This window comes from Lewinella sp. JB7, assembly GCF_024297185.1.
Classification (GTDB): Bacteria; Bacteroidota; Bacteroidia; order Chitinophagales; family Saprospiraceae; genus Neolewinella.
Map to the genome: position 1 here is coordinate 1 of NZ_JANCTD010000011.1, position 22492 is coordinate 22492.

At 60.9% G+C, this 22492-nt stretch carries 16 protein-coding genes; 4 read left to right on the forward strand and 12 right to left on the reverse strand.

Annotated features, from left to right (window positions below):
• Nucleotides 1-133 precede the first annotated feature (133 nt).
• The 5 genes from rodA to NMA52_RS17055 form a co-directional block, all read right to left on the reverse strand.
• Nucleotides 134-1552, reverse strand: coding sequence for a rod shape-determining protein RodA (rodA, locus tag NMA52_RS17035; protein WP_254828912.1), 1419 nt, complete (start codon nt 1550-1552; stop codon nt 134-136).
• Between the two features lie 10 nt (nt 1553-1562).
• The gene (locus NMA52_RS17040; protein WP_254828913.1) at nt 1563-1961 is read right to left on the reverse strand and encodes an SPOR domain-containing protein; all 399 of its coding nucleotides are present in this window, start codon (nt 1959-1961) and stop codon (nt 1563-1565) included.
• A gap of 6 nt (nt 1962-1967) precedes the next feature.
• Entirely contained in the window at nt 1968-2603 is a 636-nt protein-coding gene (deoC, locus tag NMA52_RS17045) for a deoxyribose-phosphate aldolase (protein WP_254828914.1), read from the reverse strand.
• Between the two features lie 107 nt (nt 2604-2710).
• Nucleotides 2711-6031, reverse strand: coding sequence for a preprotein translocase subunit SecA (secA, locus tag NMA52_RS17050; protein WP_254828915.1), 3321 nt, complete (start codon nt 6029-6031; stop codon nt 2711-2713).
• Between the two features lie 134 nt (nt 6032-6165).
• Nucleotides 6166-7185, reverse strand: coding sequence for a phosphotransferase (locus tag NMA52_RS17055; protein ID WP_254828916.1), 1020 nt, complete (start codon nt 7183-7185; stop codon nt 6166-6168).
• A gap of 337 nt (nt 7186-7522) precedes the next feature.
• On the opposite strand from NMA52_RS17055, the gene NMA52_RS17060 reads away from it, so the two are divergent.
• The 3 genes from NMA52_RS17060 to NMA52_RS17070 are packed head-to-tail and all read left to right on the forward strand — an operon-like array spanning nt 7523 to nt 10792.
• Nucleotides 7523-8344, forward strand: a complete 822-nt coding sequence (locus NMA52_RS17060; protein WP_254828917.1) for a sugar nucleotide-binding protein — start codon at nt 7523-7525, stop codon at nt 8342-8344.
• Between the two features lie 46 nt (nt 8345-8390).
• Entirely contained in the window at nt 8391-9551 is a 1161-nt protein-coding gene (locus tag NMA52_RS17065; RefSeq protein WP_254828918.1) for a DUF255 domain-containing protein, read from the forward strand.
• An 8-nt stretch (nt 9552-9559) separates the two neighbouring features.
• Nucleotides 9560-10792, forward strand: coding sequence for a T9SS type A sorting domain-containing protein (locus tag NMA52_RS17070; RefSeq protein WP_254828919.1), 1233 nt, complete (start codon nt 9560-9562; stop codon nt 10790-10792).
• On the opposite strand, the gene rny is transcribed toward NMA52_RS17070, so the two are convergent.
• Genes rny through pheT form a run of 4 tightly spaced genes read right to left on the reverse strand, consistent with a single transcriptional unit; the run spans nt 10789 to nt 15566 of the window.
• Nucleotides 10789-12459 carry a ribonuclease Y gene (gene rny, locus NMA52_RS17075; RefSeq protein WP_254828920.1) on the reverse strand — a complete coding sequence of 557 codons (1671 nt, stop codon included), beginning with the start codon at nt 12457-12459 and terminating at the stop codon, nt 10789-10791. The two genes, NMA52_RS17070 and rny, sit on opposite strands and share 4 nt — an antisense overlap.
• Nucleotides 12460-12488: 29 nt before the next feature.
• Nucleotides 12489-12788: a cell division protein ZapA gene (locus NMA52_RS17080; protein ID WP_254828921.1), complete on the reverse strand. Its 300-nt coding sequence runs from the start codon at nt 12786-12788 to the stop codon at nt 12489-12491.
• A gap of 3 nt (nt 12789-12791) precedes the next feature.
• Nucleotides 12792-13097, reverse strand: a complete 306-nt coding sequence (locus NMA52_RS17085; protein WP_254828922.1) for a hypothetical protein — start codon at nt 13095-13097, stop codon at nt 12792-12794.
• 39 nt (nt 13098-13136) lie between these two features.
• Nucleotides 13137-15566: a phenylalanine--tRNA ligase subunit beta gene (pheT, locus tag NMA52_RS17090; RefSeq protein ID WP_254828923.1), complete on the reverse strand. Its 2430-nt coding sequence runs from the start codon at nt 15564-15566 to the stop codon at nt 13137-13139.
• A gap of 146 nt (nt 15567-15712) precedes the next feature.
• Between pheT and NMA52_RS17095 the strand changes: the two genes are divergently transcribed.
• Nucleotides 15713-16462 (forward strand): T9SS type A sorting domain-containing protein, encoded by a 750-nt coding sequence (locus NMA52_RS17095; RefSeq protein ID WP_254828924.1) that lies wholly within the window; start codon nt 15713-15715, stop codon nt 16460-16462.
• A 15-nt stretch (nt 16463-16477) separates the two neighbouring features.
• Here the strand turns inward: NMA52_RS17095 and NMA52_RS17100 are convergent, their stop codons facing one another.
• The 3 genes from NMA52_RS17100 to NMA52_RS17110 form a co-directional block, all read right to left on the reverse strand.
• Nucleotides 16478-17248, reverse strand: coding sequence for a tol-pal system YbgF family protein (locus NMA52_RS17100; protein WP_254828925.1), 771 nt, complete (start codon nt 17246-17248; stop codon nt 16478-16480).
• Nucleotides 17249-17329: 81 nt separating this feature from the next.
• A complete protein-coding gene (pdhA, locus tag NMA52_RS17105) occupies nt 17330-18388 on the reverse strand; it encodes a pyruvate dehydrogenase (acetyl-transferring) E1 component subunit alpha (protein ID WP_254828926.1) in 1059 nt (352 codons plus the stop codon).
• 122 nt (nt 18389-18510) lie between these two features.
• The gene (locus NMA52_RS17110) at nt 18511-21756 is read right to left on the reverse strand and encodes a glycosyl hydrolase (RefSeq protein WP_254828927.1); all 3246 of its coding nucleotides are present in this window, start codon (nt 21754-21756) and stop codon (nt 18511-18513) included.
• Nucleotides 21757-22492 lie beyond the last annotated feature (736 nt).

The following is a 22492-nucleotide window of genomic DNA, read 5'->3' on the forward strand; positions in this document are numbered from 1 at the left end:
AGCGCACCGAACCGGCAGATGCTCGGGTACTGCGGGCTGCTGGCCACGCAAGGACTTTACTCCGAGGCCCGCAGGGCGTTCCTGGGAACAGACCCTTAATTAAGAGAAGCCCATGAGCCGGCGCTACACGGCGCTACACTTCGCCGCGGTGCTTATCCAGCTTCAGCAGGACGGCGATCATCATCGTGAAACTCAGCAGCGAGGAGCCCCCCTTCGAAATAAACGGCAGGGGGATACCGATGACGGGAATGAGGCCCATGGTCATTCCGATATTCACCAAGAAATGGACCAGGAGAATACCCGCCACGCCGTAGGCGTAGGCGCGAGCAAACGTGCGCCGCTGTCGTTCGGCGATTACGGTGATGCGCCAGAGCAACAGGAAAAAGACGATGATGAGCGTGCCGGCACCGATGAAGCCCTGCTCTTCCCCGACGGCCGAGAAAATAAAGTCGGTTAGCTGTTCCGGAACGTAATCATACTTGGTCATGGTACCCTGTTGCAGTCCCCGGCCGCTGACGCCACCCGCGGCAATGGCCAGTTTGGATTGCAACAAGTTGTAATAGGCGCCCCGGGGGTCGGCATCCTCGGGGTGGAGCCACACCATCACCCGCTCGTGCTGGTGCGACGGCAGCAGGTGATTCGTGTAAATGTAGTTTGCGGTAAAGGTCAGCGCTAGCCCCCAGAGTAGAAAAAACAGGCTGATGCTGACCAGTTTAGTATTGCGCTGCACCAGATGGTAAATCATCATGGCGATCAAAGCGGCGGCGAGTACCGCAAGGGTCTGCCAGCCAAACCCGGCTTGCATCGCGTGGTAAGCCACGGCTCCTGCGGCCACCGCCCCCAGGGTCCACAACATGGAACGACGCGGCAGCAGGAAGGCGAACAAAGCGAGGGCGGCCACCAGCAAGCCGGCTAGTAAGGCCTGGATAGGAAAGAGGATGCCCAGCACCACCATGAAGGCCGTGAAGCCCCCGAGAACGAAGATGAGGGGATTGAGGCCCTCCCGGTACATGACCAGCAAAAAACCGCTGAAAACGAGGGTAGACCCCATATCGGGCTGCCCTAAGATGACGATGGCCGGCAGCAACCAAATAAAGCAACCGTAAGCTACCGCGCGCAGGCTGTCGAGCTTACCGGAGTACTGACTCAGAAAAGCGGCCATGGCCAGGCAACTGCCGAATTTGGCCAGCTCACTGGGTTGGAAGGTAAGTCCGGCTACGCTGAACCACGACCGTGCGCCGTTGATCTCCTTACCGGCAACCAGTACCAGGAAGAGGAGCAAGACCGTGAAAATGTAGATCGGGTAGGCACCTACCACCCACACGTTGCGGTCGATGAGATAATTGATGAAGAGCCATACGCCGGCGGAGATCACTACCCAGACGAGCTGCTTCCCCATGGGAGTAGCCAGGCGGCCGGCCAGGCCGATCGCGTAACCATCCGGGGGTGCGCCAACCGAATTGATCATGATCAGCCCCGTCGATACCAGAAAGATGTACAGGATAATGGTAGCAACGTCCGTGCGGGTCCGCTTCAGGCTGATTCTGGGCATAGCGGGGCGTCTAGTACATCTTCAGCAGTTCCGCTTCGGATACCTCGTCCTTCACCAGGTAAACGCTCTCGAATTCCTTACTCAGGGTTTGCCGGAGCTGATCGGCTTCCTGGCGGGTGTAGAATGCCCCGGCCCGCAACTTGTAGTAAGGGGTATTGTGCACCCAGTCAACCGGTACGCTGGGATAGTTGGCCCGAAAGGCCGTCTCGGTGGTTTCCAGCTGCCGGCGATCGGTGGTGGCCAGGATCTGTACGCGCCAGCCCTCTACTTTATCCTCCCGCTCACTCACTTCGGCGAACACGTCGAGCACGCGGGCCACGTCCGGATCGGGGGTCACGCGGTAGTTGCGCTGGGCCGTCAGGGCAACGGACGACAACAGCAGAAAGCAGAGGAAGCAATAGGTACGCATACTCGATTATTGAACGATGGCCAGGCCCGAGGAAGTGCCGATCCGGTCGGCGCCGGCTTCCACCAGGGCGCGGGCGTCTTCGGCGGAGCGGATACCACCGCTGGCTTTGATCTTGATCTCGGGATGTAATTTAGCACGCAGGAAGCGAACTTGCTCTACCGTGGCGCCGCCCTGGGTGCCGGAGGAAGTCTTGACGAAGTTGGGCCGCACGGCATTGCACATTTCTACCAGCCGCTCCTGCTCCTCCTCGGTGAGGACGCCCATTTCCAGAATCAGCTTGCACACCTTTCCCTTCAGGCGAACGGTGGTGGCCATCTGTTCGATCTCCGTCTTGACGTAGTTCCACTCCCCCGATTTTACGGCCGAAACGTTGATGACGATGTCAAGCTCGTCGGCACCCTCCTCGATACAACGCCGCGCTTCGGCCACCTTGATCGGAGTTTCGGAGTAGCCGTACGGAAACCCGATGACGGTGGCGACCTTGACCGGCGAGTCCTGCAGCTCTACCATGGCCCGGGACACGAAGAAGGGGGGGATGCACACGGCATGGAAACCCTGCTCGGTCGCCTCCCGGCAGAGCCGTTTGATGTCAGCGGCAGTCGCCTGCGGACTGAGGAATGTATGATCTATGATCTGGTTCAAACCGGGGTTATCTAGTGGATAGGGGCAAGGTGTCGTAGGCCCCGCAATATACGGCGATGTTCTCACCACTACGGCACCGGCGGGCCGATCGGGCGGCCCGTGGCGGGTCACTTGCTGCCGTGACAGTGCTTAAATTTCTTGCCACTGCCGCAGGGACAGGGGTCGTTGCGTTTCACCTTAGCGGCCTCCCGCTGAAAGGTCTGCACCTTTTCCGGCTTGCTCGCCGCTTCCGCGGCCTGGCGGGCGGCCGCGGCGGCCGGCTCGGGGTCGTTGCTGCGGTTCACCTGGGTCGGTGCGGTAACCACGCGGCGGGGTGCCCGGGCCTCCTGGATCTCGGAGGGCGCGGCGATCTGCAGATCTCCCTTGGCGAGGTAGCTGGTCGTCTTTTCGTTGATCCGGCTGATGAGCTCCTCGAACAGGTTGTAGGATTCCATCTTATACACGACCAGGGGATCCTTCTGCTCGAAGGAGGCCATATTCGTCGACGTCTTCAGCTCGTCCATGCTTCGCAGGTGCTCCTTCCAGTTCTCGTCGAGAATGGCCAGCGTGACGGCCTTTTCGATGTCGGACTTGATGCTCCGCCCGTTGGTTTCGATGGCCTTCTTGATGTCGGCCGTGATGTTGAGCGGATGAGTGCTTCCGTCGGTGAAGGGGACGATGATGCGGCGGTAACGGCCGGGTTGTTCCTCGTCGACGCGGCGGATGAAGGGCATCACCCGGTCGATCAGCGTAAGCATCTTCTTTTCGTAGAAGCCCCGGAACTCTTCCAGCAACTGATCGGCCAGGTCGTTCACGTCCTTGTGGTCAAAATCAGCGGCCTGGATGTCGGATTCAAAGCCGAGGAGTCGTTGGGTAGCCAGGCGGAAGGTATCGTAGGTGCCGTTCTGCTTGTGGGCGTAGACGATGTCGTCGATCAGCCCCTCGAAGGAGTTGTTCAGGTCCAGGTTGAGACGTTGCCCGCTCAGGGCGTTGTCGCGTTTGCGGTAGATAGCCTCCCGCTGGATGTTCATGACGTCGTCGTATTCGAGCAGACGCTTCCGGATGCCGAAGTTGTTCTCTTCCACCTTCTTCTGGGCGTTTTCGATCGACTTGGTCACGATACCGGCCTGAATGACGTCGCCCTCCTTATGGCCGGCACGGTCCATCCACTTGGCGATACGGTCGCTCTGGAAGTACCGCATGAGCTTATCCTCGAGGCTGACGTAGAAGAGGCTCGAGCCCGGGTCTCCCTGACGTCCGGCACGACCGCGCAGCTGGCGGTCGACCCGCCGGCTGTCGTGACGTTCGGTACCGACGATGGCCAGACCACCGGCTTTTTTCACTTGCTCGCTGATCTTAATGTCCGTACCCCGGCCCGCCATGTTGGTGGCAATGGTCACCTTTCCAGGGCGACCCGCTTCGGCGACGATGTCGGCCTCCCGTTGGTGCTGCTTGGCGTTCAGGACGTTATGGTCGATGCCCCGCAATTGAAGCATCCGGCTCAGTTTTTCACTGATGTCTACCGCGGTGGTACCCACCAGTACGGGGCGGCCGGCCTGGCTGAGTTCGACGATGTCGTCGATGACGGCGTTGAATTTTTCCCGGTCGGTCTTGTAGATCTTGTCGTTGCGGTCGTCGCGAATGATGGGCCGGTTGGTGGGAATGACCACGACGTCGAGTTTGTAGATCTCCCAGAATTCCCCGGCTTCGGTTTCGGCCGTACCGGTCATACCCGCGAGCTTGTGGTACATCCGGAAGTAGTTCTGCAGGGTGACCGTGGCGTAGGTCTGGGTCAGTTCGCCCACCTTCACGTTCTCCTTGGCTTCCAGGGCCTGGTGCAGTCCGTCGGAGTAGCGGCGGCCCTCCATCATCCGGCCGGTCTGCTCGTCTACGATCTTGACCTGCCCGTCCATCACGACGTACTCGCTGTCGCGCTCGAAGAGGGCGTAGGCCTTCAGCAGCTGGGAGATGGCGTGCAGGCGCTTTGATTTTACCCCGAACTCCTGGGCCAGTTTGTTCTTTTCCAGCGCCTTCTCCTCCTTGCTGAGGTTGCTCCGCTTTTCCACTTCGGCCATACTGGTGGCCAGGTCGTTGAGGATGAAGAACTGGGGGTCTTCGTTGTACTTGCTCAGGAATTCGGTGCCGAGATCGGTGAGGTCCACCTGCCGGTTCTTCTCGTCGATGGTGAAGTACAACTCGGCGTCCACTTCGGGCATCCGCTTGTTATTCTCCGACATGTAGGTATTCTCCGTCTTCTGCAGCAGTACCCGGGCCCCTTCGGTGGAGAGGAACTTGATCAGCGGACGGCTCTTGGGGAAGGCCCGGTATGCCCGGAAGAGGGCCAGTCCGGCTTCGCCCTCCTCGGGCCCGATGTAGCCTTCCTTGAAGAGCCGCTTGGCTTCAGTCAGGAACTTATTGGCTACCCGTTGTTGCTGAGCGATCAGTTTCTCGATGGCGGGCTTTAACTCCAGGTAGTCCTGGTCGTCGGCATTATTGGTTACGGGACCGGAGATGATCAGCGGCGTACGGGCATCGTCGACGAGAACCGAGTCAACCTCGTCGATCATGGCGAAGTGGTGGTGGCGCTGCACCTTATCGGCCGTGGCGCGGACCATATTGTCGCGCAGGTAGTCAAAGCCGAATTCATTATTGGTGCCGTAGGTAATATCGGCGGCGTAGGCCTTCACCCGCTCCGGGCTGTGGGGGCGGTACAGGTCGATACAGTCGATACTGAGCTGCAGAAACTGCATGACCGGGCCGATCCACTCGGCGTCCCGCTGGGCGAGGTAGTTGTTTACGGTAACGACGTGTACGCCGCGCCCGCTGAGTCCGTTGAGGTAGGCCGGTAGCGTGGCCACGAGCGTCTTACCCTCGCCGGTCTGCATCTCGGCGATCTTACCATCGTGGAGTACCTGTCCGCCGATCAACTGCACGTCGTAGTGTACCATTTGCCACTCGATCTCCCCCCCGGCGGCCAGCCATTTGTTGTTGTAAGTAGCCTGGCCGGATTCGTCAACGGTCACGTAGTTCTTCACCGCGGCCAGTTCCCGGTCGGCGTCGGTGGCGGTCACGGTCAGCGGGCCGGCCGTAAAGCGGCGGGCGGCCTCCTTCACGGTAGCGAATGCCGCCGGCAAGATCTCCTTGAGGACCACTTCGAGTTCTTCGTTGCGTTGATCGCCTAAGCGGTCGATCTCCTTAAACATCTCATCTTTCTTCCGGAAGTCCGGTTCGGCTTCGGCTTCCCCGCGCATTCGCTCGATCTCTTCATCGATCCCCGACAGGTATTCGGCAATGCGGGCCCGGAAGGTGTCGGTGCGTTGCCGGAGTTCGTCGTTGGAAAGGGAGGACAGGCCCTGGTAAATTTCGTTAATCTCCTCGACGATCGGTTGGTAGGCGGCGACGTCACGGTCCTGCTTGGAACCGAATAATCTCTTTAGGGCCTTGAACATAACTAACTATCTTTTCTGTACGTGTAAGGGCGGGGACGCGGGTGCAAGGTAATCAGGCGAAATCCGAGCCAGTGGGTATAAACCGACAATCTGTCACCGCCCTTAACAACGGGCTGACACCCGACCCGGTTGAGCTATACCAATCCCGCCCGGGCACGTTCGAGCAATCGCTTGCGCTCGTCCAGCGTAAGGGAGGTCGGAAGCTGGGCGATGCCGATGAGCCGACGCATGATCTCCACGTAGCAAAACTTGCGCGCCAGTCCGGCGTCGAATCCGGCCGGCTTTTCGTAGTGACTGTCGATCTGTAGGATACGTTTGTCGGGCGCTCGGCTCAGCAGTAGGTGAGCCATCAGGACTCCAATGTCGAATTCCGGTAGCCCCAGGTAGGCGAACTCCGCATCGATCACGAATACGGTGTCGTCGACGTGCACGAAGCTTCCGGGGTAAAAATCCCCGTGGATGAGCCGGTCGCCGGTCGCCAGGTACTGCTCCCCGAGCCGGGCTACGGCCTGCCGCAGTACCCCATCGTGCTGGAAGGGGCGGGCGGCGGCCGCCAGTCCGGGATAAATGGCATCCAGGGGAAAGCCGTTGTCCGCCCGGAAGGGCAGGTCGAAGATGTGGGCGTGGTTGAGCTGTTTCAGGGCCGTGTTGGCGGGGAATTCCACGGGGCGGAGGCGGTGCAACTCTCCCGCGAACTGGAGCAACGTGGTCAATTGCGTGCGGCTAATCGTCATGTCGTTAGCGTACACGGAACGCATGTCCCCCGCCGGACCGAGATCTTCCAGCAGCAGCACGAAATTCGCGGGATCTGCCCGCAACAGCTCCGGCATATGACTGGCGAGGAAACGGTGATTGACGATGGCCTGGTGGAAATCCCGCTCTACGAGCACCCGCTCCACGGGCGCGGCGAGTTGGGGGAACTTGGCCACCCAGGGCCGGCTCTGCTTGAGAATAAATTTCCGGCGGGTGGTGGCGACGCGCAGGGCGACGTTCATATTCCCCTCCCCGGCCGGAGCCACCGTGGTCACCTCCTCCCCTGGAATCAGGTAGTCGAGCTCGGTAAGGTACCGCGTCACCCCACCGGGCATACCGGCCGTGAGGTAGTGCGCGCTTCCGGTTTCGCGGCGAAATCGATCGGCCAGTTCATCGTTCATGGAGGAGAATTTCGGTCATTGGGGACCGCAATGATAACACCCGGGCCTCACCCACCCGAAATTGGGGGGCTAAACAAAAAAAGAGCCCTGGCATAAAGCCAAGACTCCCGAAACTGGTTGCAAAAAATGAAAGGAGGACCGTATGCCCTCCTCCCGTAAATACTCACTCAAAACATGTAAGTTCCTTGGTGTTACCCTTCCCGAATGTGCTCCACAAATTTACGGATTATCGTAATAATAGACAAGCAAAATGATTCAATAATTCCATTTTTTACTACTTCATCACTAATATGATTACTAAGCCTAACTAACTGTCCGCCCCCTTACTTTTGACCCTATGCTCACCACGAAAATCGCCCTCCTAGGTACCGGCTGGCTCGGTATGTCCCTGGCGCGGGATCTCCAAAATTACGGGTACGCGGTGCACGCCAGTTACCGGCGTGACGAGGTGCGGGACCGCCTGCTCTCCTTTGCCGCCGCCCCCTTCGCGCTGGATCTGCCGGAGAGCACCGATAACCTGGAGGCCTTTCTCCGGGCCGAGGTCCTGGTCATCACCCTACCCCCGCGCGGCCGGCAACTCGGGGAGGCCGCGACGACCGCCTATCTCGCCGCCCTGCAACCCCTGGCGGGACGGATGCGGGGGATGCACGTCGTCTTTACGAGCAGCACCGGCGTCTACGGCGGGGCGAGTAAGGGAATCGTTACCGAATCCACGCCAACGGCGCCCGACACCGCCTCCGGCCGCGCCGTCGGCGCGGCGGAGGCCTGGTTGGCTACCCAGACCGACCGGCTAACCGTCCTCCGGCTGGCGGGACTTTTCGGTCCGGAACGCAACCCGGCCAATTTCTTCCGTCGGGCGGAAGCCATTAGCCGGTCGGAAGCACCGGTGAACCTGGTTCACCGGGATGACGTACTAACTGCAATTCGCCTGGTTGTAACGACGGGAGCCACCGGCACCTTCAATGTCGCCGCCCTAACCCACCCGAAGAAGGCGACGTTCTACGGTGCCCTCCTGCGGTCCGCCGGCGCTCAATCTAAACAAATGCTCCCCGGTGGTGCGGACGACAAACGGATCGATTCGGCTAAAATCAGGGCCCTCGGATGGAAACCGTGTTATGATGATCTTACCGTATATTCATTAGGCAACACCACCGGATGACGGGCCGTTACCGTACAGATCCACCACCCCCACAATTCCACGTCGCGTGTTCAAACTGCCCCTAACGTTCCTTCTGCTCCTCGTTGCCCCCGCTCTATTCGCCCAGCAGGGTGAGGGAATCGTATTCGAGGAAAAACCCTTCGCCGAACTCCTTGCCCAGGCCAAGGCCGCCGACAAGATCATTTTCATCGACGCCTACACCACCTGGTGCGGCCCCTGTAAAATGATGACGGCTAAGGTGTTCCCCGATCCGGCGGTGGGGGCGGTCTACAACGAACGCTTCATCAACGCCAAATTTGATATGGAGAAGGGCGAAGGCCCCGACCTGGCCCGCCGGTACGCCGTTTCGGCCTACCCGACCTACCTGTTCGTCGACGGGGACGGAGAACTCGTGCACAAGGGCCTGGGCTATATTCCGAAGCCCGCCCTGCTCAAGCTGGCCGACGAAGCGGTTTCCGAGAATAGCCTCGGGGCCCTCGGCAAACGGTACCGCTCCGGAGACCGTGACCCCGCTTTCGTAAAGGTCTACGCGGAAACCCTGACGGCTAATTATGAATCGGAGCGGGCCGACGGGGTGGTCAGTAACTACCTCGACGGCCAGGACGACTGGTCCACGCCCGAAAACATGGAACTGATCCTGGCCAGTCCGGGCGAAGTCGGCGACAAGCGCATGGTGTACCTGATCGAGCACGCCCGCACGATTGAGGCGCAGCTCGGGCGGGGCGTCGCCCTGGACGTCATTCAGCGCGCCCTCGTCAATGACTACCACCGGACCAACCGAAAACGCAGTCTGGTGGCTCCAGAAGATATGGCTTCTCACTATACCCGGCACGCTCCCGCCCTCCGGGCCCAACTGCAGGCGCAGTACGCCCTGATGTACCACGAGCGGCAGAACGACATGGGGGCCTACCTGCCCGCCGCCGTGGAGTACTATACGAACTTCCCCACCGACGACTACACCGAACTGAATGCCATCGCCTGGACATTCTACCAAAACGCCGACGAGCCCGCTCACCTCGCGCAGGCGATCCGGTGGGCCGAGCGTTCCGTAGCACTGCACCCCTACTATCCTAACCTGGATACCCTGGCCTGGCTCTACCAGAAGACCGGCCAGCAAGAAAAAGCCGAAGCGGCCGCCCGCCGCGCGATCGAATACGCCAAGGCCGAAGACCTCGACTACAGCGAAACCGAAAAAATTCTGAATTAACCAATCCTATGCGTAATGCCTTATTCTTTGCCCTTAGCCTGTTCTACTGCCTTAATCTGACCGCGCAAACCGGGGCCCCGGGATACGACATTACGTGCTGGACGAACGGCAACACGGCCTCCGATCTGGAGTCCGTTCCCGTCAAATTCGCTCGCGGCAAGGTCAATGCCCTCACCCCCTTCGAACTCACCTTTTCGGAAAACGTCCCGGAGGCCGCCGAAGCCAGCATTCGCTTCGCCGCCGACATCTGGAGCAGCTATCTCCAGTCTAACGTCCCCGTCCGGGTCAATATCGACTGGCGCGATCAGGGCGACGAGAACCTGCTGGCCAGTGCGGGCCCCAGCACCATCTACCGGGCGTTCGCCGGATCGATCGACAACGACGTCTGGTACCCCGTAGCCCTGGCCGAAGCCATCTTCGGTGAGGACCTCAACGATACCGACGAGGCCGACATCAACGTGGTGGTCAACAGCACCGCGAACTGGAATTTCGACACCGAGGGTACCGTGCCGCGTAACCGCATCGACCTCGCTACGGTAGCCCTCCACGAACTGGGTCACGGACTGGGTTTTTTGAGCAGTATCGACAGCACCAGTGACACGACCGTGAGCATCGGTTTCGACGACCGATTTATCATTTACGATCTGTTTCTCGAAACCCCGCCGGGCCGCTCGCTCACCGATTCCACCCTCTTTACCAGCCCCTCCAAGGAACTGCTGGCGGCGGTCATCGAGCGACTGGACTTCGCCGGCGAGAACGCCGTGCGGGAAAACGGGGGGGAGCTGGTGCCCCTCTTCGCCCCCCAGACCTTCGACGTCGGCAGCAGCGTCAGTCACCTCGATGAACGGACTTTCCGCACCGGCACGACCAATGCGCTCATGACCCCCTCCATTGCCAACGGGGAGGCGGTACGGGATCCGGGTCCCATAACCCTAGGTATTCTGGAAGACCTCGGATGGCCGCTCCGGTACGATATATCCGCCACTCAGCCCGTGATCGCCGGCCGGCTGGGCATCTATCCCAACCCCGCCCGGAGCAGTTTCACGCTTCCGCTGGAGGAAGTCCTGTCGCCATCGGTGGCCGTGCTCTACGCGATGGACGGGCGGGAAGTACGGCGGCTCGACGTGTCCCGGCAGCGGGTAGCGGCGCAATTTGACGTTACCGGGCTTCCTCCGGGGCTCTACACGCTTTACGTACCGGACGGGAACCGGGCGTTCAGCGCCCGGGTCATGGTGCGCTAGCGGGCGTAGGCCACCGAGCGGGTTTCCCGGATCACCATCACCTTGATCTGACCGGGGTACTGCATCGTTTCCTGAATTTCCTGGCTGATCTTGAAGCTGAGTTCGTCGGCGTGCTGATCGCTGACCTTGTCGGCCTCGACCATGACCCGCAGCTCACGACCGGCCTGCATGGCGAAGGCGGAGTTCACGCCTTCGTTCTTCTTGGCAATGTCTTCCAGCTCCTTGATGCGGTTGATGTAGCCCTCGAGGATCTCCCGCCGGGCACCGGGGCGGGCACCACTGATGGCATCACACGCCTGTACGATGGGGGAAATAATATTGGTCATCTCGATCTCGTCGTGGTGGGCGCCGATGGCGTTGACGACGATGGCGTGCTCGTTCAGCTTTTCGGCGAGCTGCATGCCGTAGAGAGCGTGGCTCAATTCGCTGTCCTCGTCGGCTACCTTCCCGATGTCGTGGAGAAGGCCGGCCCGTTTGGCCAGTTTGACCTGCTTCTTACTCAGTCCCATCTCGGCGGCCATCACGGCGCAGAGGTGAGCGGTTTCGATGCTGTGCTTGAGCAGGTTCTGTCCGTAGCTGCTGCGGTAGCGCATCCGGCCGACCATGCGGACGAGATCCGCCGGTAGCCCGTTGATGTCCAGTTCAATGACCGTTTTCTGGCCGATCTCCTTGATGCCCTGTTCGAGTTCCTTCCGGGTCTTGTTGACTACTTCCTCGATGCGGGCGGGGTGGATGCGTCCGTCGCTGACCAGCCGCTTGAGCGACAGGCGGGCCACTTCCCGGCGAATGGGATCGAAGCTCGAAATGACGATCGTTTCCGGAGTATCGTCGACGACCAGCTCGGCGCCGGTAGCGGCCTCGATGGCCCGGATGTTGCGCCCCTCCCGCCCGATGATCTGCCCCTTCACGTTGTCGTTGTCCAGGCTGAAGACCGAGACGGTATTCTCGATCGTCATCTCGGCGCACATCCGCTGGATGGTGTTGATCACCACCTTGCGGGCGTCCTTGGCGGCATCCTCCTTAGCTTCCTCGATCAGTTCGCGCCGCAGGCTGAGGGCTTCGTTCTCGGTTTTGGCGCGGACGTCTTCGAGCAGGCGTTGCTTGGCGTCGGCCTGGGAGAGGTTGGCAATGCGTTCCAGTTCGGCCGTAAAGCGCTCGTGCTGGGTTTCGAGTTCGGCCTGCTTCTCGCGCGTCCGCTCGATCTCCTGGTCCAGTTCCTGTTTGCGGTGCTGGATTTCCTCCTCCCGCTTCTTGAATCCTTCCTTGGCCTTAAGTACTTCGTCGAGTTCGGCCTTGAAGCCGGCGCGCTCTTCCTTCATGGCGGCCTGCTCTTCCTTGAGGGCCTCGCGCTTTTCGCGGAGTTCGACGAGTTCTTCGGCCTTCTCCTGCTTGAACTCTTCCTTGTAGCGGGCAAATTTCTCCCGGCTTTCGGCGATCTTTTGCTTCTTGAAGGACTCCTGTTTGTCGCGGTATTCGGCGAAGGTCTTTTCGGCCTTCAGTTCGGCTTCCGACTGGATTTTTTCGGCCTTGAGTTTAGCGTCGGCGAGGATCTTTTCGGCTGCGAGCTGGTGCGCCTGGTCTTGCTCCTTCGCGCGACCACCAAAAATGAAATAGGCGACTGCGGCACCGATGAGGAGCCCGATCACGAGCCCGATGATAATTTCCATGCTTAGGTTTGTTAGAGCGTAAAGCTCGGTTAGAGCATTCCCTCAACCAAATCATTCAACTGGGCCAGCCGCTTACTGAGTTCACCGTCGGATCCGCTGTCGGCCTGTTCGCGGGCGCTGCGGAGTTCGCTGGCGTAGGTGAGCAGGGTCATGACCAGGCAATCCTGTTTATCGCGGTCGCGGTACTTGATCTGAAAGTCGTTGAAACGCTCGTTGATCTCACTGACCAGCGCGCGCAGTCCCTTTTCCTCCATTTCGCCGACGCGGATGGGGTAAGGGCGACCCGCGATGACCACGGTAATGGGCTTATTGTCCTGTTCGTTGGCCATGGTTTAGTTGCGGTGAAGCCAGTCCAGGCAACGGTCGATCTCCTGCAGACAAAACTCGATGGTTTCGCGGTGCGCGGCCTGATCGGCCGGGGCCGGAGCGGTGGCCGGCTGCGCCGGCGTGGCGGCGGGGTGGGCACGGTTGAGCTTATCCTGGAGCGCGTTCACGATGCCGAGTTGGCGATCGAGCTCCCGCTTCAGGGTTTCGTTCTCGGTAACGACGGCCTCGTGTTGCGCCCGTTGGCGGTCCACTTTAGCGGCGAGTTGCCGAAGTTTTATCTCGAGACCGTCAATTTGGGTTGCCGGTTGCATATTGGATGAGCGGTTAGAAAGAATGGGCGAAGTTATGAATTAACGACGAACCTCGGCGCTCAGTTGTTTGGCGAGCACGCCCTCGATGCCGCGCATCAGCTTATCCACCTCCTTATCCTGCAGCGTACGCTCCGGACTGGCGAAGAGGAAGCTCACGGCGTAACTCTTCCGTCCGGCACCGAGTTGCTCGTCGTTGCGGTAAACGTCGAAGAGGTTGACGTCGGTAAGCAGTTGCTTGCCGGCCTTGCGCGCCAGTCGCTCGATGTCGGCGAACCGCGTACCGTCAGCCACCACCAGCGCCAGGTCGCGGCGCACGCCGGGGTACTTACCGGGAGTCGTTACCTGGACGGGCTTTTTGGGCAGTACGCGCAGTAGGTTATCCCAGTTGAAATCAGCGAAGAACACCCCGGATTTCACCGCCGCCCGTTCCTTCGCCGCTCCCGCGACCCCGCCGAAATCCACGAGCTCCAGCGGCCCCTTGTGGTAGCGTAGCCCGTAAGCGTAACTATCGGTCGGCGCCTCCGCGGTCCGGTAATTGTCGATGCCCAGGCGGTTGAGCACCAGCTCCACGACCGACTTCAGGGTGTAGTAAGTGGCGTCCGTATTCCGCTGCCCGGCCGTGTGCCAGGACTCCGGGGACCGCCGACCGGTAAGCGTCAACGTCAGGTGATTCACCTCCCGGTAGGCATCGTCCGCCAGGTGGTAGCTGCGTCCGAATTCGAAGAGCCGCAGGTCGCGCTGGCTGAAGGCCTGGTTGTGGCGCACGGCGTCGAGGGCCGATTGCAGCATTTCGGGCCGCATCACGTCGAGGTGGACGTTGCTGGTGTTATTGATGGCGACCAGGTCCTGGCGTCCCTCGTAGTGGCGGCTTTCCCCCAGGCTCAGAGCCATCATTTCGTAAAATCCATTCGCGGCCAGCAGATCGCCTACGAGCTCGCGCAGGGCGTTCGGATCGGGGTAAGGAGCCACGACCATGGCGGTGGTGATCATCTCCGGTTCGGGGATCTTATTGAAGCCGTAGACCCGGAGCAGCTCCTCGATTACGTCGACCTCCCGCGTCACGTCGACCTTATTGGTGGGTACCGCGACGACGAATTGCCGTTCGTTGGCTTCCAAAATATCCATGTCCATGGTCCGCAGGATGTCGTGAATCCGTTCCCGGCCCAGGTCTACGCCGATGAGGTCGCTGACCTTGCGGTAACGTACCGTCACCTGAACGGGCCGGATGGGTTCGGGGTACAAATCGAGCAGTCGACTGGTGACCGTTCCGCCGGCAACCTCGGCCAGGAGGAGGGCGGCACGCTTCAGGGCGTAGACGGTTACGTTGGGGTCGCTTCCCTTCTCGAAAATCCGGGCGGCATCCGTGCGCAGGTTGTGGCGCATGCTGCTGCGACGAGTCGTGGTCGGATCGAAGTGAGCCGACTCCAGAAAGATGCGGGTGGTCTGCCCGGTTACGCCGCTACCGGCGCCGCCGAATACGCCGGCGATGCACATGGGCTGGTGGTTTCCGTCGCAGATCACGAGGTCATCCGCCGAAAGCTTGCGCTCAATGTCGTCGAGTGAGCAGAAAACGGTTCCTTCGGGAAGTTTCTCGACCACGATTTCGCCTCCGCCGATCCGGTCCAGGTCAAAGGCGTGCAGGGGCTGGCCGAGTTCGTGAAGCACGTAGTTGGTGACGTCGACCACGTTGTTGATGGGCCGCACCCCGATGGCGTTGAGGCGGGCGCGGAGCCAGTCGGGACTATCCCCTACGATCAGATTTTCGATCACCAGCCCGGCGTAGCGGGGAGCGTCTTCCGGCCGAACTACGCGGGCGGGGAACGCGGGTCCCGTGCCTTCCCGGAAAGCGGACACATCCGGTTTGCGCACAACGATTCGTCCGCCTTCCTCGACGCTCATGGCGGCCGCCAGATCGAAGGCCACGCCCAGGTGGTTGGTAGCGTCGGAGCGATTGGGGGTAAGGCCGATTTCGTAAACGTAGTCGGTTTCCAGGTCGTAGACGTCGGCAGCCGGAGTGCCGGGTGGGTACGCGCGATCGAGCACGAGGATACCGTCGTGGTCCGAACCGAGGCCCAGCTCGTCTTCGGCGCAGATCATGCCTTCACTGACCTGTCCGCGGATCTTTCCCTTTTTAATGGCGAGGGGTTCTCCACCGGTCGGATACAGTGTCGTGCCGACCGTGGCGACGAGCACGTGTTGCCCGGCGGCTACGTTCGGTGCGCCGCAGACGATGGACACCGGCTCGGAGCGGCCGATATCGACGCTCGTCAAGGACAGACGGTCGGCGTCCGGATGCTTGCCGCAGGTGAGTACGTGCCCTACGACGATGCCCTCTAATCCGCCGGGGACGGATTCTACTTTTTCGATGCCTTCTACTTCCAGCCCGGTGCCGGTGAGCACCTCGCCGATCCGCTCGGGAGCCGGATCGAGATCGAGGTAGTCACGCAGCCAGTTGAGTGATACTTTCATAGGGCGGCAAAGGTAGGGAAGTAATTAAATGTTAATTCCGGTGATAGAAGGTGAAAAACACCCCCCGCCCGGATTATTATTGTTCAGGGATTAACCTTGACCGCTAATCCCGGTTCCTAAACAAAAAACTACTGATCCCATCCGGAATGAATACCGTCTTCTACCTACTTAGCCTGTTTCTTACCGTACCCCTCGGGGCGCAGAGCGGAAACATTCTGAGGGTGGAGCCGGCCGAGGTCAGTAAGGAAATCGTCGTCGATAATCTGGATGAGCACTTCGAAGACGTTACCTCCATCGTAGTGACGAACAACTCGACCCGCACCATTCAGCTCGTCCGCGAGGCGGTAACGGGCCGGCAGCCCCGCTCCTGGAATTACCGTACGATCGACCGGGTGAGTCGTACCACCCCGTACGTCCTGTCGGAAAGCGAGCAGCGTAACGGACGGCATTTGCCCCTGGCTCCCGGTCAGTCGGCGACCTTCTACATCATTCTGAAGCCCGACGGCGTAACCGGAAAGGGAATCACCGAGCTGCGGTTTTCGGACCTCACGATCCCCGGTACCGTACTGGCCAGCGCATCGGTCAGTACCACCCTAACCCAGCGCCCCACCGCGCAACCGGAGCAGGATACCCGCCCCGCGCCGACGACCGTGCGGTTGTACCCGAATCCCGCCGCGGAAAAGTTCTTCGTGGAATCCCCCCCCACTACGCGGATCGGTCGCGTGGAGGTGACTAATACGCTCGGGCGGCAAATCCTTTCGTTCGCGGGAGAATCCGGTCCGGAGGGGTATGACATCCGGAAGTTACCGGACGGTCTTTACCTGATCTCCATTTACGATGAGGGGGGCAAGAAAATCAAGACCCTGCGGTTGTTGCACCGGCAGTTCGGGGCATAAGCTCCGGATGGCTATCTAGCCGGCGGGAGTAGCCTCCAGCGCCATGATGTACTTGTCGGCCTGGGCGGCTTCGGCGCTGGCGCTGTAGTCGGCCTTGAGGCGGCGGAAGGCTTCCAGGGCTTCGTCATTACGTCCCTCTTTACGAAGGAGCAGCGCGAGTTTGTTGAGGTAGTACCCACCGGTGACGTAGTTATCACCTGCCTCCTCGACGGCATCGCGGTAGCTGTCAATGGCACCACTGAAGTCGCCCGTTTCGCTCAGCAGGTCACCCCGGACGCCGGCCTTCATGGCGGGCAGCAGATCGCCATCGGCGTCGAAGTCTTCAAGGTAGTCCAGGGCGGCGTCGTACTTGCCCAGATTGAGGTAGCTAACGGCTACGTAGTAGTTGGCCAGGTTGCCGGCCTTGGTGCCGGAGTACTCCTCGACGATATCGAGGAAACCGGGGTAGCCCTGACCGGGATTGGTGAGGGCGAGGCTGAAGCTGTCCTGATCGAACTGGAACTGCGCCTGTTGCATTTGCTCGGAAGCATTACGCTCGGCCGGGGCGGCGATGAACGTCTGGTAGAGCAGGGCACCGGCCACGACGGCAATAAGTGCTACGACGGCAATAATGATCGGTTTGCGGTTGCGCTCGAAGAAATCGAGCCCCTGGTCCCGCACTTCCACAATGTCAACCAGCGTATCGTCACCGTCAACTTCTCCCCGCGTTCCGGCGGTGGTGTTGCCGCTGCGACCCCGGCTGGGGGTTCCGGTTGGACGACGCCCAATGTTATTCTTTCTTGCCATACTGCTCTTAAGTTCTGCCCACCGCGAGTTGGCGCGGCCGGAAAAGTCGCGCAAAGATAAGCCAAAGCCGGAAAAGTTGCCCTACGTCAGGAAGGGATAGGGTTGGGAGTAGTTGTCGGCGTACAGATCGGCTCCATCCGGATAGGGGCTTTCGTCGGCGAACTTGGCGGCCTCGGCGATTTCGGCCTTCACCTGATCCTTGATGGCCTTGATCTCCTGTTCGGTAGCCAGTCCGTTTTCGACGATGGTCCGCTCGGTCACCTTAACGGGGTCACGGTCCTGGTAGCTTTTTACCTCGTCCTTTTCGCGGTAGCGGGCGGGGTCGGACACGGAGTGGCCCTTGTAGCGGTAGGTCTTGATTTCAAGGTAGAAGGGTCCCTTCCCGGAGCGGATGTGCTCGGCGGCACGGCTGACGGCTTCGTGCACGGCTGCGGGATTCATACCGTCCACGCTCTCGCTGGGCATGTCGAAGCTGGCGCCGAGTTTACTGAGATCGGTGACGTTGCTGGTCCGCTCGACGCTGGTTCCCATGGCGTAGCCGTTGTTCTCGCAGATGTAGAGGGCGGGAATTTTCCAGGTCATGGCCATATTCCAGCTTTCCCACAGCGCTCCCTGGCGGGCGGCCCCGTCGCCGAACATGACGACGCAGAGGTTCTCGGTACCCCTATACTTTTCGGCGAAGGCGATGCCGGTGCCGATGGGGATCTGGGCACCGACGATGCCGTTGCCCCCGTAGTAGTTGTTCTCGCGGCTGAAGAAGTGCATGGACCCACCCTTGCCCTTTACGATGCCGGTGGCCTTACCGTAAAGCTCGGCCATGGCCTGCTTCGTGGTGACCCCGCGTCCGATGGCCGTGCCGTGCTGGCGGTAGGCCGTCACTATTCCGTCATCTTTCGTGAGGGCGCTCTCGATACCCGCCGCGACGGCCTCCTGGCCGATGTAAACGTGACAGAATCCGCGCACATCCTGCTGGCCGTACGCCATGAGTGCCCGCTCCTCGAAACGGCGGATCCGCAACATGAGGGTGTACCACTCCAGGTACTGTTCCTTACTGTACTTCAATTCCTTAGCTGCACCGTTCTTCTTGGCAGTCGTAGAAGAGCGCGGGGTCGTGGTGGTATCTTTCTGAGCTGTGTTCATGCGGAAAAGGCGAAATTTCGCTGTTTGCGGAGGGTTTACCTCCTAAATATAGGGCAGGGCCGGCAATCCGAATTTACCCGTTCACAAAACGACGGGGCGGAGCCATAGTTTAGACGTCGTAGTTATTCGCGCGGGGCGGTACCCATAAGGTAGGGGGCGCCCGCTTCCCGGAGTTCGCGCTGGAGGGCGGGGATGGTCTGGTCGCGCAGCCGCTCGATCTCGGGAAGTAGTTTCTCCAGTCGGTCGGCGGCAATTCCGAGACTGCGGCGGTGGTTAGGCGTAGGTCCGTAGGTGGTGGTGAGTCCACGTGCCCCGGCCCCGAAGAAGTCGGAGATGTCGGGTGGATTCTTCTCGCCGACCTCCGCCCGGCTCGGACTGCCGTTGATCCGTTGGTCCAGCGCGGTGAGCTCCTGACGCAGGTCGTAGAGTTTTCCGTTCAGGGCACCCGGTGCGATGGCGGCACGTGCCAGCGCCGTTTCCATGGCCTGGAGTTGGCCCTCCGCCTCATTCATAAATTCCTGCACCGTGGCCAGTTGATCCTGTACCTCCTTCACCTCGCTGCGGTAGGCGTCGTATTCTTGGGCATCGGGACCGGCTACCGTAGGTTCGTGCAGGGGTTTCACTTCGAAGCTTACCGGTCCGGCAAGCTCACGGACCTCACCCCGCTCCTCCATAGCCAGCGCGGCGGTGTACGTTCCCGGAGCCGCCAGCGGACCGGCGGACCAGCGGCCTCCCCCACCCTCACGCGACTGGCCGGGGCGAATGGCGCGGGTAGACGGATAGCGCAGGTCCCAGGTGGCCCGGTGCACGCCCTCCGAACCATCGACCTCCAGTTTGCGCACGACCGAACCGTCTTCGGCGAAGATGGTGAGCCAGACTTTCGGGGCTACCTCGTTTTGCTCCGCGTCGAGTGCCTCGTAGCCGGGGAAGGTCAGCGGCGTTTCGGCTTCGGCCATTTGCTTCTCGGCTTCCTTACGGGCCTTTTCCTTACTCACGAAGCCCTCCTTCAGGTGGTAGGTGATCACGGCGCCGAAGGGGGGGTTCTCGGCGGCATAGATGTTCGCGCCTACTTCCGGGTCGTTGCCGCGCGGACTGTACCACCACGCATCGCGGGGAGTGAAGAGGTAGGCTTCACGACTGAGGTTCGCGTCGGTCATCTCGCGCAGGGGGCTGTAATCGTCCAGAATCCAGAAGCTTCGCCCGAAACTGGCGCCGACCAGGTCGTTCTCCCGCTCCTGGATCGCCAGGTCGCGGAAGGGGATCGTGGGCGTGCCGTCGAGCTTTTTCCAAACCTTTCCTCCATCGAGGGAAGTGTAGATGCCGTTCTCGGTGCCGACGAAGAGCAGGTTGGGCTGTTCGAAGTCCTGCACCAGACGCCACACCAGGGTGCCGGCGGGCAGGCTGCTGCCAAGGTCGGTCCAACTGCGGCCGAGATCGGTACTCTTGAAGAGGTAGGGGGCGTAGTCGCCTTCCTTGTGGTTATCGAGGGAGAGGTAGACGGTGTTGGCGTCGTACTTATCGGCCTTGACGTCGTTGATGAAAGCACGCTCCGGCACGCCGGGCAGGCTGCTTACCATAATCTTGCGCCAGTTGTCGCCGCCGTCCTCGCTCACCTGTAGGATTCCGTCGTCGGTACCCGCCCAGAGTAGGCCCTCCTTCACGGGGGATTCGGACAGGGAGGTGATCGTATTGTAGTTGGACATGGCGCGTACGTCCCAGGGGTTGTCCCAACTCTGGATGCCGCCCATGATGGGCAGGGCGAGTCGTTCCTCGTTGCGGGTGAGGTCGCCACTGATGGGCGTCCAGTCGTCGCCACGGTTGTCGCTGCGCCAGACGCGGTAGCTGGCGAAGTACAGTCGTTTCGGATCGTGGGGGCTCACGACGATCGGGGCATCCCAGTTGAAGCGCTCGTGGGGGTCGCCTTCGCGGGGTTGCGGCTGCACGAGTACCGGCTCGCCGGTTTTCAGGTCGACGCGGTGGAGGCCGCCCTGCTGGGTTTCGGCGTAGATGATGTCGGGATTGCCGGGCTCGGTGGCCGACTGGTGGCCGTCGGCAAAGAGGGTCTTGTACCAGTCCCCGTTGCGGATGCCGCTTTCGCTGTCGGTACGGCTGGGCCCGCCGTGGCTGCCGTTGTCCTGGGTGCCGCCGAAGATGTGGTAGAAGGGTTTGCGATCGTCGACCGCCACTTTATAGTACTGGGTGATGGGCATATTGTCGATGAAGCGCCAATTTTCGGCCAGGTCGAAGCTTTCGTAGAGGCCCGCATCGGTACCGATGAGCAGGTAGTCGGGGTCGTCCTCGCGGAACACCAGGGCGTGGTTGTCAGAGTGCTTGCGCTCCTCCTGCATTTCCCGGAAGTTCTTGCCGCCGTCGTCGCTCACGAGCACGCGCACGGCCATGAGGTACAGGCGATCGAAGGCGTGGGGACTGGCGTAGAGCTCCTGGTAGTAGTGCGGACCGGTACCGCCCGGCACCACGTCGCTCATTTTTGTCCAGCTGGCGCCCTGGTCGGTAGAGCGGAATACGCCGCCCTTCGTGCGGTCCAGGGTGATGGAAGCGTAGACCACGTCGGGATTTTGCGGACTGATGGCCAGTCCGATCTTGCCCATATTAGATTTAGGCAGTCCGGTGGTGAGTTTGGTCCAGCTTTCTCCGCCGTCGCGGCTGCGGTAGATGGCCGTGCCCGGTCCGCCGCCGAGGTAGGCCGCTACGGTGCGGTGGCGTTGCCAGGTGGCCGCGTAGAGGACGGAGGGGTCGCGGGGATCGATGAGGAGGTCGGTCACGCCGGTCCACTCGTCGTCGCCGAGGGTACGCTTCCAGGTGGCGCCGCCGTCGGTACTTTTATAGCACCCGCGCTCGCCGCCCTTGCTCCATAGTGGACCCTGGGAAGCGACCCAGATGACGTCGGAGCTGTCGGGATGCACGATAATCTTGGAGACGTGTTCCGAGTTCTTCAGACCCATGTTGGTCCAGTTCTTGCCGCCGTCCTGGCTGCGGTACACGCCATCGCCGAAGCCGATGTGGCGGCCGCCGACGTTTTCGCCCGTGCCTACCCACACCGTAGCGGAGTTATTCGGGTCGACCGTCACGCAGCCCGTGGAGTAGGAGGCCTGTTCGTCGAAGACCGGATCCCAGGTGATGCCCGCGTTCTTCGTCTTCCACACTCCGCCGGAAGCGACGGCTACGTACCAGGTGTTTTCGTGTCGGGGGTCGACGGCGATGTCGGCGATCCGGCCGGCGACGAAGGCGGGGCCCACGTTGCGGAGAGGCATTCCGGTGATTTTGTCGGCTTTGTCCGGTTTTTCTTGGGCGGCGAGGACACCGGAGAATAACAATAGCAGTAGGGGGAGGAGTAAAGATCTGGTCATGGCGCGTTTTTACGGGCCTTAAAATACTACGGAGGAGGGGATGTGCAAGTTTGGGGGGAGTGAAGGAGTGAAGGAGGGAGTGAAGGAGGGGATCGGCAGTACAGGGTCGGCTTAGAAAGCCTCAACCTTGAGCAGCTAAAGGATGAGCCCTCCTGGGCGACCCTGTAAAGCGGGCAGTGCAGGGTCGGCTTAGAAAGCCTCAACCTTGGGTAGCTAAAGGATGAGCCCTTCTAGGGCGACCCTGAAAGACGGGCAGTACCGGGCCGGCTTGCAAAGCCTCAACCTTGGGTAGCTAAAGGATGAGCCCTTCTAGGGCGACCCTGAAAGACGGGCAGTACCGGGCCGGCTTGCAAAGCCTCAACCTTGGTCAGCTAAAGGATAAGCCCTTCTAGGGCGACCCTGAAAGACGGGCAGTGCAGGGTCGGCTTGCAAAGCTTCCACCTTGGCCAGCTAAAGGATGAGCCCTTATAGGGCGACCCGGTCAAACGGGCAGTACAGGGTCGGCTTGCAAAGCCTCAACCTTGGTCAGTTAAAGGATGAGCCCTTCCAGGGCGACCCGGTCAAACGGGCAGTACAGGGTCGGCTTGAAAAGCCTCAACCTTGGGTAGCTAAAGGATGGGCCCTTCCAGGGCAACCCGGTTAGACGGGCAGTACAGGGTCGGCTTAGAAAGCCTCAACCTTGGGTAGCTAAAGGATGAGCCCTTCTAGGGCGACCCTGTAAAGCGGGCAGTGCAGG